The sequence below is a fragment of the Cyclobacterium xiamenense genome (genome assembly GCF_042140265.1).
Taxonomy (GTDB): Bacteria; Bacteroidota; Bacteroidia; order Cytophagales; family Cyclobacteriaceae; genus Cyclobacterium; species Cyclobacterium xiamenense_A.
In genome coordinates this window covers 5,632,476-5,643,646 of the sequence record NZ_CP159481.1, presented here as the reverse complement: position 1 = coordinate 5,643,646, position 11,171 = coordinate 5,632,476, and the positions used below count along the sequence as shown (strand labels likewise).

Annotated in this window: 9 protein-coding genes and 1 pseudogene; 7 read left to right on the top strand and 3 right to left on the bottom strand. The window is 47.5% G+C overall.

The genetic code is table 11. The features are described 5' to 3' along the window. The first annotated feature begins 117 nt into the window (after positions 1-117). Positions 118-1,074 (top strand): glycosyltransferase family 4 protein, encoded by a 957-nt coding sequence (locus ABWH99_RS23160; protein WP_375584142.1) that lies wholly within the window; start codon positions 118-120, stop codon positions 1,072-1,074. Between the two features lie 20 nt (positions 1,075-1,094). Beyond that, positions 1,095-2,252 carry a DUF1972 domain-containing protein gene (locus ABWH99_RS23155; RefSeq protein WP_375584141.1) on the top strand — a complete coding sequence of 386 codons (1,158 nt, stop codon included), beginning with the start codon at positions 1,095-1,097 and terminating at the stop codon, positions 2,250-2,252. A gap of 12 nt (positions 2,253-2,264) precedes the next feature. Here ABWH99_RS23155 and ABWH99_RS23150 read toward each other — a convergent pair whose 3' ends face one another. After that, a complete protein-coding gene (locus ABWH99_RS23150; RefSeq protein ID WP_375584140.1) occupies positions 2,265-2,957 on the bottom strand; it encodes a methyltransferase domain-containing protein in 693 nt (230 codons plus the stop codon). Positions 2,958-3,393: 436 nt separating this feature from the next. Here ABWH99_RS23150 and ABWH99_RS23145 point away from each other — a divergent pair, with 436 nt between their 5' ends. Both ABWH99_RS23145 and ABWH99_RS23140 read left to right on the top strand, forming a co-directional pair. Next, the gene (locus ABWH99_RS23145; RefSeq protein ID WP_375584139.1) at positions 3,394-4,593 is read left to right on the top strand and encodes an exopolysaccharide biosynthesis polyprenyl glycosylphosphotransferase; all 1,200 of its coding nucleotides are present in this window, start codon (positions 3,394-3,396) and stop codon (positions 4,591-4,593) included. Further along, a complete protein-coding gene (locus tag ABWH99_RS23140; RefSeq protein WP_375584138.1) occupies positions 4,593-5,516 on the top strand; it encodes a class I SAM-dependent methyltransferase in 924 nt (307 codons plus the stop codon). The genes ABWH99_RS23145 and ABWH99_RS23140 overlap by 1 nt, the downstream gene beginning before the upstream one ends. A gap of 12 nt (positions 5,517-5,528) precedes the next feature. Here the strand turns inward: ABWH99_RS23140 and ABWH99_RS23135 are convergent, their stop codons facing one another. After that, positions 5,529-6,440, bottom strand: a complete 912-nt coding sequence (locus ABWH99_RS23135) for a universal stress protein (protein WP_375584137.1) — start codon at positions 6,438-6,440, stop codon at positions 5,529-5,531. Positions 6,441-6,604: 164 nt separating this feature from the next. Between ABWH99_RS23135 and ABWH99_RS23130 the strand changes: the two genes are divergently transcribed. Beyond that, positions 6,605-7,156 carry a 2'-5' RNA ligase family protein gene (locus ABWH99_RS23130; RefSeq protein WP_375584136.1) on the top strand — a complete coding sequence of 184 codons (552 nt, stop codon included), beginning with the start codon at positions 6,605-6,607 and terminating at the stop codon, positions 7,154-7,156. A gap of 105 nt (positions 7,157-7,261) precedes the next feature. On the opposite strand, the gene ABWH99_RS23125 is transcribed toward ABWH99_RS23130, so the two are convergent. Beyond that, entirely contained in the window at positions 7,262-7,756 is a 495-nt protein-coding gene (locus ABWH99_RS23125; RefSeq protein WP_375584135.1) for a DUF6702 family protein, read from the bottom strand. An 88-nt stretch (positions 7,757-7,844) separates the two neighbouring features. Here ABWH99_RS23125 and ABWH99_RS23120 point away from each other — a divergent pair, with 88 nt between their 5' ends. Beyond that, positions 7,845-8,426 (top strand): HupE/UreJ family protein, encoded by a 582-nt coding sequence (locus ABWH99_RS23120; protein ID WP_375584134.1) that lies wholly within the window; start codon positions 7,845-7,847, stop codon positions 8,424-8,426. Between the two features lie 114 nt (positions 8,427-8,540). Then, positions 8,541-10,861: pseudogene (locus tag ABWH99_RS23115) on the top strand (M1 family metallopeptidase). Positions 10,862-11,171 lie beyond the last annotated feature (310 nt).

Below are 11,171 nucleotides of genomic sequence, written 5' to 3'. Positions count from 1 at the left end.
TTTACTGACTGCCGGCATATTAAAAAATAGCGGTGCCGAACTGGTGGTGGTTTTGTCTGAGGAGGGTCCATTGGCCACTGAGCTCAAGAAGAAGGGGTACGGGTCGTATTCATCAAGTTGGGCATTATCCGGAGAAAGTATTTCAATGCCGGTGGGCTGTTCAATCGGGCAAAGGTCCTGTTTTCGGCATATAGGAGGCTGGCTGCGTTGGCGGAGGAAATGAGCATTACCCATATTTATTCCAATACCGCCGCCGTTTGGGTAGGGGCGCTTCTCGCCCGAAAGAAGGGATATTTCCATATATGGCACCTGCACGAGATCATTGGTAATCCTGCCTGGTTTTCCAGGCTCATGGGAAGAATCGTCCAGCATGCTGCGGATAAAGTTATCGTGGTTTCCGGAGCGGTGCAAGCGCACTGGGGAAAGTACATTGACAAGAATAAACTCCATTTGGTGTATAATGGGATAGATTATAATCCGTATCTTTACGTCAGGGATGATTTGAGAGAATCGATGGCTATTCCACAAGAGGCCTGCGTGATTGGGATGGTGGGAAGAGTCAATAACTGGAAAGGGCAATCATACTTTCTCGCTATTTCGGAAGAATTAGATAAAAAGTTTTTAAATTTACATTTTGTTTTGGTAGGAGATGCGTTTCCAGGCGAAGAATACCTGTACGAAGGGTTAGAGCAAAAGATATTGGAAAAGGAGTATAGACATAGGATACACAATCTGGGGTTTAAAAAGGATATTTCTCCGGCGCTTGCTACCATGGATATTTTTATTCTCCCCTCCATTTTACCGGATCCCTTTCCGACGGTGGTTCTTGAAGCGATGGCGGCAGCAAAACCGGTAGTGGCGACGGGCCATGGTGGAGCGTTGGAAATGATTACCCATGGAACGACAGGCTTTCATATTCCCTGGGACGATGCCAAAAGCGCTGCAGAAATCGTCGGAAAACTGATTGAGGATAAAAACCAAATTAAAACAATAGGGTTAAATGCAAGGAATCGTGTTTTGAAAAATTTTTCATTGCCGGCGTACGGCAAAAAGATAGTGGAAATTTTTTCTTGATTTTAGTAAATAAAAGCAGTATGTCAAAAAACAGCAAGCCGTTGCATGTGGCGATTGTAGGAACAAGGGGATATCCCTATGTATACGGAGGATACGAGACGTTTGTAAAAGAGATGGGCGAGCGACTGGTCCAACGGGGAGTAGCAGTGACGGTCTATTGCCACGCCCCTCTATTTGAGGAAAAGCCCAAAAAAGTAAACGGAATCAATTTGGTTTACATGCCTTGTGTGGAAACCAAATCCCTGAGTCAGCTGACCAATTCCCTCTTGTCCATGATTCACGTTTGCTTTTCAAAAGTAGACGTGGTCTTTGTCGTCAATAGTGCCAACGGTCCGTTCGGTATCCTTACCAAAATCTTCGGAAAGCCCTCTGCCATCAACGTTGATGGGCTGGAGTGGCTTCGGCCAAAGTGGAAAGGGCTGGGAGCCCGGTACTACTTGTTTGCTTCCCGACTGGCTACCAAACTGTACGATCAGTTGATTACTGATTCCGACGAAATGGAGAAAATCTACCTGGAAAAATTCAACGCACCCTCCAAAATGATTGCTTACGGCGCCAATCCCCGGGTATCTTCCGATAGCACGATGATCGAAACCTGGGGGTTGCAGAAGGAATCCTATTTTTTGATTGTGGGGCGCCTGATTCCGGATAACAATGCGGACTTGATCGTGGACGGTTTTGTTCGGTCCGCTTCCAAGCGAAAGCTGGTCATCGTGGGGGACGTACCCTACCACGATCGGTTTGCTCAGAAAATGAAAAGCATTCCGGACAAGCGCCTGGTATTTACGGGCTATGTCCGAGACCAGGAACAATTGGCCGCCTTGTACCACAACTGTTATGCGTATTTCCACGGGCACGAGTACGGAGGTACCAATCCTGCCATGCTCAAGGCATTGGGCTACGGTTGTGCGATTCTGGCGATGGACACCCGGTTCAATCAGGAAATGCTACAAAAAGGAAAATACGGCTGGTATTTTGATAAAAATACCGAATCGGTGGTTCGGATTATCGATCAGGCAGAGGGATCTCCCGAAAAGATGGAGTCCCTGCGGAACCGCTCCCGGGAAGGTTTAACGCCAAAGTACAATTGGGATGCGGTCACTGACGAATACGAAATGCTATTTAAAGCGCTGTGTAAAAGGAAGCTGAAAGAAAATTTGGTTGAAATCAACTACTAGTAATTAGCCCGGTTAAGCCGGGTTATTTTTTTTTCCAAGGGTGTGAAAAACGAAAGATTTGTTTAAACCCAGCACTTTTTCGAAATCGATTCCGGATCCCGGAAAAAGCTTTTTCATTTCTTCCAGGGAAAGCAGACGGATTTCATCCAGATAGCCTTTGGCAAATGCAGGATCCCATCGCTGCATGCGACTGAATTTGGTTCGGGTCAGTATAAAGAAGGCCAGGGAAGGCGGGAAGAATTGGAAGAAGGGAAGGGCATAGTGGGGTTCGAGAAAAAAATACTTGTTTGGGGTTTGCACAAAAAAATTTTTACCCACCCGTCGAATTTCCTGCGCCATTTTTTGCTGATTTTGGAAGGTATATAGGTGCTCAATCACTGAATTTGAAAACACCAGGTCGAAGGATTGGTCGCCGAATTGTGAGAGGTCCGTAGCCGTTCCAGCCAGGCTCTGTACCTGAGGCAGATTTGTGGTTTCTTTTTCGAGATTTAATAAGGTGATGCTGATTCGTTCCGGCTGAATAAAATTGTGGTTTGACCAGAAGCTTTCCGTTCCGCCCACGTCCAGGATCTTTATTTTTTCCTGATTGCCAAATGTTTCCCGAAAACACGTTTCAAAAAACCGAAATCGGCGTTGCCTGAATCTTCCACCGATTGATTTTGGCTCGTCAGAGGGAGCAAAAAGTCGTTTTATTTTTTGTTTCATTGGTTTAATTTCCAACGGATGCGTCCGGACCTGGTCCTGACAACCGGGGAAGTCAGGCCATTCGTATTTCCCCCGGGATCCATGGTTGAATCGTAATTAATTCCTAATTTTACGACAAAGTTGTGTACTTTGAAGTGAATATCAAAAAATTGGCTACAGATAATTCGATGGATCAAGTATCGAGTAAACGGGAATTGGCGGATCTGGCCAGGTGGATTGGATTTTCGGCGGGTGTACCTACTTCTTTTTGTTTGAGACGAATTCATGGCAAAACGTTTTAATACGTATTTTCCGGTTTTATTTATAGCGGCAGAGCTGACGTTCCTATGGCTCGTACTTTTCCTGTGGGTGTTTTTTTTTCGCCGTAAGTACCGAACTCGGTTCGTTTTCCTTCCTCCCGGAGTTTGGTCTTTTTGGCCTGGTCTGGTTAGGGGTTTTGCTGGTTAGAAAAGACTACGCGATCGGCCGTACTACCCTTTACTGGGATACCCTCAATCAGTTTTTTCTTTCGTTTGCCTGGGGACTCCTTTTTTTCTTGTTGCTGCGGGAACAGCTACCGGCGGGCGTTGGGAAAGCCGTTGGCGTGTATGTCTATCCGCTGAGCCTTTCCTTTTTGGCGTTTTTCAGAGTATCTGTACACGCTGCCCTCCGGCGCTATCGTAGAAGTGGACGAAATTATCTGAAGGCAGTTATTCTGGGAAAAGATGATCTGAGTGTCAGACTGGCTCAAACCTTGCAAAGCAACAAGGCCCTGGGGATAAAATTTCTTGGATTTTACGATCGGGATCCGCAGGGAAAAGGAAGTCTTGGAGATATCTCCGGGTTTTTCTTACCGCATGCATTGGACCAGATCGACCTGGTATACCTTAGCCCGGAGATTTCCCCCCAGCTGGTAGGAAAAGTCGTCGCACATGCGGACGAGAACCACCTGCAAGTTAAAATTATTCCCGGCCCGCATTTGCAGTGGAAAAAGGAAATGTCCTTTAGCAGGTACGGGTCCTTTTTGGTAATCAACCTAAATGAAATACCCTTGGATCGCTCGTTCAATCGGGTATTCAAGCGTGGGTTTGATTTGATTTTTTCGGGATTGGTATTGGTGTGTATCTTAAGCTGGCTCATTCCAGTGGTAGCCGCTTTAATCAAATGGGAATCCAAAGGCTCGGTTTTTTTTCTTCAAAAGCGAACCGGGCTGAATAATCGGGTGTTTACTTGCATTAAATTTCGCACGATGCGTGAAAATCCCTGGGCAGATACCCTTCAGGCCACCAGAGACGATCCACGCGTAACCCGGGTGGGAAGGTTTTTGCGGCGCTTTTCCCTGGACGAACTGCCGCAGTTTTTTAATGTGTTAAGGGGAGATATGTCTGTGGTAGGACCCAGGCCCCATACGGTTCCGATGAATCAGGAGTTTAAAAAGCAGTTGAACAGTTATGACAACCGGCATCGGATCAAGCCGGGAATCACCGGACTGGCACAGGTATTGGGGTACCGGGGGGAAATATCCCATTTATGGCAGATTCGGTCCAGGGTCAGGCTGGATCATTTTTACATACGCCATTGGTCCTTCTTTTTGGATTTACGCATTGTTTACAAGACCATGGGAACATTAGTTGCCCGGAGAGACGAAATCTATTGATGGATACATTTAATTGCCTGATTTGCTATCACGAAAAGCAGGGCCCGGTTTATGAGGTTAAGGAAATGATGTTCGGTACGGGGGAACGGTTTTCCTATACCCAATGTCCTCGGTGTGGCACGATACAGCAGCTTTCTCCACCGGCCCATATGGGGCGCTATTATCCGGTAGCATATTATTCCTTTAGCAGGTTGCACCTCTCCACGTTGCCGGTGCGCTGGATGAAAAATTTTCGATTTTTTTTATACCGTACCCTGGGTCTTTCGCTATTTCGGCCCGTTTACGGAAATTGGCTGAAACAACTTCAAGCGGGAAAAAACGACCGGATCGCCGATATAGGGTGTGGAAGCGGGCAACTGCTTTACGAGATGCATGCCTGCGGATACCATCATCTATCGGGATTTGACCCCTTTCTGGAGGATTCCGTTCGGGTTGCCCGGGGGCTGGATTTGTTTAAAATGGACTTGTACCAGATAAAGGAGGCGTTTGATGTGATCATGGTGCATCATGCATTTGAACACATGAAGGATCCCGATTCCGCCTTTGCGCAACTCGCCGGACTCTTGCGCCCGGCTGGAAGGCTGCTGATTCGCACACCGATTTCCGAAGGGGAAGCCTGGACCCTGTTTCGGGAATACTGGGTGCAATTGGATGCGCCCAGGCACTATTTTATTCCCAGCGTCGGCGCAATGACACTCCTGGCCCGGAGACACGGGCTGGAGCTCTTTCGTACCGAATTTGACAGCACTTCTTTCCAATTTTGGGCGAGTCGTCGGTATCAGGAAGGAAAATCGTTGTCGGGAATTGATCCCGCCCAACTTCCCCCAGCAGAACAAATGCAAGCGGACGAAAGAAAAGCAAGGAGCTTAAATAAGGTGGGAAAAGGCGACCAGGCTGCCTTTTACTTCCGGAAACCGGGATAGCGTTCGTTCGGTTTACAACCGAAATAATGCTTCGAAAAAGCTCATGTTCTCCCCTTCGTCTTTCATGACCAGCATGGGGATTTCTTGGTTAATGTTAACCAATTTCTCTGCCACGCTCCCCAGCAAAACCGCGGCGGATTTGGTCCTTCCCCGGCTGCCAATAATCAGGAGATCCGTTCCGGTATTCCGGGCATGCTGCATGATGTTATCCGCTTCGTCTTTGCTATGCCGCAGGATGAATTCGCAGGGAAAGTCAGGCAGTTTGTTTTCCGTCAAAAACGCCTGGTAGTCTTTTTTTGCGTTTTCTAACATGATTGCGGAAAATTGCTCAAACGATTTCCCGGTCTTGCTGTAGCCACGCGGAACCTCGTACAGGTGGCAACATCCAATGGCAGCTCCGGTCTGCGTGGCTATCGCGGTGGCCAGTTGGATGCTCACCAGGGAGTGTCGGGAAAAGTCGATGGGCAACAGAATTTCCTGGAAAGAATTTCCGGTATAGTCAGAAGGAAGTAGCAATACAGGGTGCGGATATTTTTGGGATAGGTTGTTGACCAGTGAATCGGAGGGAGATTTTTCTTTCTTTCTCCCCATTACCAGCAAATCGATGTCCTTGATCTTGCCCCATCGCAGCATGGTTTCCTGTGCATTTCCTTCTTTGACAATGATTTCATAAGGTATGTCCAGGGCAGGATGTACCTTTTCCAATTCGTGTTCGATTTCGGAAGCAATGGTCTCATCCATGGGAGCGATTAAATCCGGATAGGACTGGCTTACTTCTTCGGGTAAAATCAGGTTTTTTGCCACATGGACAAAATAAACTTTCTCCATCCCAAAGATCGGTGCAAGCGATTTGATCTGATTGATCAGGATCTCATCCATGGGTGAGAGGTCCAAACCTACCATTGCTTTTTTGAATTGACTCATTGGTATTTCCCTTTATTGGTCGACTATCTGATACGTGAACGAGACTTAAAAGTAGGAATTTAACCGTTTGGGTGCTTCATTTCACCTTTTTTTTATTCAAATTTCGTAAAATAGAGGATTACCGGCAGCTGAGCCGGTAATCGATCCGTTGAGAAGATTACAGCATGCCAAAGTCAATTCGGAAATATTTTATTGCCATCGTTCCAGAGGATCCGTTGCGGGAGGAAATAACCGCCTTGAAACAAGCGGTGTACGATCAGTTTGGGTTCAAGTATGCCCTGAAGTCGCCTCCCCACATTACCTTGAAAATGCCATTTCCCTACAACGAGAACAAAGAACAGTACCTTGCCGCAAAGCTGGAGCAGTTTTTTGCCGAGGAAAGTCCTTTCTCATTGTCATTGGCCGGCATTGGCCATTTTGGCAGGCGGGTAGCGTATCTACGGGTGCATCACTCACCGGATTTGCCAGCATTGCAGGAGCGGCTGGTCCGGTACGGAAAACGGCAGTTGGGCCAACAAATTGAACTAAGTGATTTGAATTACCAACCGCACCTTACCGTTGCTTTTAGGGATATAAAAAAGAACCAATTTGATGAGCTGATGCATTTCTTGCGAGCGAGGTTTGAAAAACAACGAATGGATGTTGGGAAAATCACGCTGCTAAAGAAATGCGACAGCCTATGGAAGGAAAAGGTTTACTTTCCATTGAAAGCGTAGAACGTACGCTCAGGGCAGGACTATCACACGCAGTGGGAGATAACTTTCAGACGGCTTCTTTTCAATGGATGATTTTGTAGGTCCTGGGACACCTGGCGTAAGCCCCTATTCGTCCAATAGGAGTACCCCCTCTGTTTTTCCTTTTCGGGTTAGCAGGCTTTTTGGCTTTCGGTTTTTGTAAAAATTGACAATGTTTTGTTGTTCCGGAAAATCATCGATCAGCAGGGAATTGTAGATTGTCACCTCCTTCGGCGACGGAATTTGTTCCGATTCCAGGTAAAACCAGGCGGCATCGGCTTCCACCTCGTGCCCCAGGTAATGAAGGCGAAGGGTATCCCCATCGATGAATAGGCGATTGTGCCGAAGCAGGTAACGGGCTGTCATGCTATCAAGCAGTGCGGGGTCCTCGGGGGATAGAAAGTTTACCGCTGTTTTGTTGGCGTTGGAAAGGGCGACTTCCAGATCGTCCCAAAATATTTTTTGAGCGATTTCAATCCTCTGATTCCCTTCGTTGTACACCATGTCCGTAAGGCTGATGTAAAAGGGGTGCAGCAGGGACCAAAAAATCAGGAGAAAAGGTAGGGAGATGCTTCCAGGCATTTATAGATCGGATTTTTGTTTTATCTGTGAAATATGCATTAATATTACGACAAAATTTCCACATCAAAAGTAATAAATCGCCCGTTGTATGAACCAATTTCAGTTGTATTTTAATCTTGGAATCCAACACATTCTTGATCTGAAGGGTTTTGATCACATTCTTTTTGTCATTGTACTCGCGGTCATCTACCTGATGCGTGATTGGGGGAAAATAGTAATTCTTGTCACCGCGTTTACGATTGGGCATTCCCTTACACTGGCCTTGGCTACCCTTCAGCTGGTCCGTATCAATACGGATCTGGTGGAATTTTTGATCCCGGTGACCATTGCCATTACGGCTTTTGCCAACCTACTCAAACCTCGTCCCTCCAGCGGAAGAGGAGTGCAGATTAATTATGTATTTGCCTTGTTTTTCGGATTGATTCACGGGTTGGGTTTTTCCAACTACCTGCGTTCCCTGTTGGGAAGGGAGCAATCCATTTTTCAGCCCTTGCTGGCGTTTAACCTGGGGTTGGAAGCGGGACAGTTGGTAATCGTGGTCTTGTTCCTGATCCTTTCATCCCTGGTGGTAGGAATATTCGGAGTCAACCGTAAGGAGTGGGTGCTGGTCGTTTCCTCGGTGGTACTAGGAATGGCGATCATGATGCTGTTGGAAAGCACGTATTGGTAAAAAAGATGGATTTTTAGCTAACATAAGCGAAAACAATGGGGTTATTTGAGTAAATTACCGTCTTAAGTTAACTTTTGGGTTACGTATATTCCCAAATAAAAAGAAACCGTATTTATGAAACGAATTTTCTTCTCATTTCTGGTAGGAATGGCCCTTCAGTTGGCCGGCTTTGCCCAGGTAGATGAACAGCGGCACGGCAATCGCTTCGAACAGTTGGGTACCATGCTTCGTTCTCCGAACGTTTATCGAACGGCCTCCGGTGCTCCCGGCCACGAGTATTGGCAGCAAAAAGCGGATTACGAAATCGAGGTTGAGTTGAATGACGCCAATCAATCTATTCGGGGGAAGGAAAAGGTGACTTATTACAACCAATCTCCTGATCCACTGGCGTACTTGTGGGTGCAATTGGACCAAAATCAACGCGCCAGTGATTCCGAGACGCCCAAAATGAGCAGCAGTAGTATCCAACCTAAAATGGGCCTAAGCGACCTGCAGGGAATTCTATGGCACAACCAGGATTTGGGGTTAAAAATCTATTCAGTTACCGATGATGCAGGAAACGAAATCCCTGCCACCATTAACCATACGATGATGCGTTTGGATCTCTCGGAGCCTTTGCTTCCGGGAGAAAGTGTGTCTTTTCACATAGACTGGAGTTTTTCGATTCACGATCGCATGAGTTTTATCGGTGGAAGGCCCGGCTACGAGTATTTTGAAGGCGATGGAAACTACCTGTATACCATGGCAGAATGGTTTCCCCGCATGGCGGTTTATTCCGATTTTGAAGGTTGGCAAAACAAGCAGTTTGCAGGAAGAGGCGAGTTTGCACTGGTCTTTGGCGATTACAAGGTGGCCATTACCGTACCGGCCGATCATATGGTCGGTGCTACGGGTGTCCTGCAAAATCCAGAGGAGGTGCTGAGTGCTACCGAAATGGAGCGATGGGAGCTGGCTAAAAAAACCTTTGACGCTCCGGTCATTATCCGTACGCAATCCGAAGCAGAAAAACTGGAGAAGGGCAAGGCCACTACGACCAAAACCTGGGTCTATCAGGCAGAAAATGTGCGGGATTTTGCGTGGACTTCCTCTCGAAAGTTTATTTGGGACGCTATGGCCGTGTCTCTGGGAGGCAAAGAGGTTATGGCCATGTCCTATTATGCCAAAGAGGCAAATCCGCTTTGGGAGCAATACTCTACCCGTGTCGTGGCGCATACCCTGAAGTCTTACTCTGCCCGAACCTTTGACTATCCGTACCCGGTAGCCATTTCCGTGGAAGCGACCAATGGCATGGAGTACCCCATGATCTGCTTTAACTATGGCCGACCCGATACGGACGGCACCTACTCAGCCGCCATTAAGTACGGAATGATCTCCGTGATCATTCACGAAGTTGGACATAACTTTTTCCCGATGATCGTTAATTCAGACGAGCGGCAATGGACCTGGATGGACGAGGGTTTGAATACGTTTCTACAATTTTTAGCAGAGCAGGAGTGGGAGCGCGAATATCCGTCGCGAAGAGGACCTGCTCATAAAATTGCCCCCTACATGCGGAGCGAAAAGCACCTGCTCGAACCCATCATGACCAATTCCGAGAACATTATCCAGTTTGGGCCCAATGCCTATGCCAAACCCGCAACCGCTTTAAACATCCTGCGGGAAACCATCATGGGAAGGGAATTATTCGATTTTGCATTTAAAACCTATGCCCAGCGCTGGATGTTCAAACACCCCACCCCGGACGATTTGTTTCGAACCCTGGAGGATGCATCGGCGGTGGATTTGGATTGGTTTTGGAGGGGCTGGTTTTTTGGGACTGAGCCGGTGGACATCGCCATACAGGATGTGACCTGGTACAAAATCGATAGTAAAAAGCCCGCTGAAGTGAAAGCCGATGAGCGGGAGGCCTACGAACGTGAAGAAACCTACATTTCCCGGCTGCGCAATGCCAAGGATATCCCGCAAACGGTGGTCGAAAGGGATCCGAAAGCGGCCGATTTTTACAATAGCTACGACCGATTCCGTGTGGGCCCGGATGACGAGACGGCCTATCGGGAATTTCTTTCCAGCCTAAGCCCGGAGGAGCGGGCCATGCTGGAAAGTGGCTTGAATTTCTACGAAATCAATTTTGAGAATGTCGGAGGACTGGTCATGCCGATCATTCTTGAATTTCACTACGAGGATGGCACTTCTGAGATCGAACGCATTCCCGCGCAGCTTGGCGCCTGGATGAATACCAGGTAACCAAGGTCTTCGCGAAAGAAAAAGTGGTAAAACAGATTGTGCTTGACCCTTATCGGGAAACAGCAGATATTGACGAAAGCAATAATTACTGGCCCAGGCAGTTTTTGCCCTCAAAGTTTGAATTATTCAAACAACAACTACCCGCGAGAGGCACTTCTTCAGGGCCTAATCCCATGAAAAAGAAAAAATAATTAGGTATTTTTCCTGGTACTAGCAAAGGTACGTTCTCGCCTACCGGCAGGGGACGTACTTTTTTTTATGATAAGGATCGACCTCCTGCGAGAAGAAGGACCTGCTTATGGAAATTCAGGTGCCTTTTTAGGCGCTCAGGGTGGGGCCTTTTTTTGCTCGGCGATAACTTTTTCCTGTAAGCGGAGCAGATGTCCCGGAGCTATTCCGGGCCCAGATGGCTGAGTAGCTGCACCAGCCCCGTCAAGACCGAATGGTCCATGCACCTAAGGGTACGGTCTGTTTTAGGAAAAAAGCCGGAAGCGCATACAT

Excerpts from the sequence above, each read along its gene's own strand:
- ABWH99_RS23155 (WP_375584141.1), top strand. The coding sequence starts at position 1,095 with ATGTCAAAAAACAGCAAGCCGTTGCATGTGGCGATTGTAGGAACAAGG.
- ABWH99_RS23150 (WP_375584140.1), bottom strand. The coding sequence starts at position 2,957 with ATGAAACAAAAAATAAAACGACTTTTTGCTCCCTCTGACGAGCCAAAA.
- ABWH99_RS23140 (WP_375584138.1), top strand. The coding sequence starts at position 4,593 with ATGGATACATTTAATTGCCTGATTTGCTATCACGAAAAGCAGGGCCCG.
- ABWH99_RS23135 (WP_375584137.1), bottom strand. The coding sequence starts at position 6,440 with ATGAGTCAATTCAAAAAAGCAATGGTAGGTTTGGACCTCTCACCCATG.
- ABWH99_RS23130 (WP_375584136.1), top strand. The coding sequence starts at position 6,605 with ATGCCAAAGTCAATTCGGAAATATTTTATTGCCATCGTTCCAGAGGAT.
- ABWH99_RS23125 (WP_375584135.1), bottom strand. The coding sequence starts at position 7,756 with ATGCCTGGAAGCATCTCCCTACCTTTTCTCCTGATTTTTTGGTCCCTG.
- ABWH99_RS23120 (WP_375584134.1), top strand. The coding sequence starts at position 7,845 with ATGAACCAATTTCAGTTGTATTTTAATCTTGGAATCCAACACATTCTT.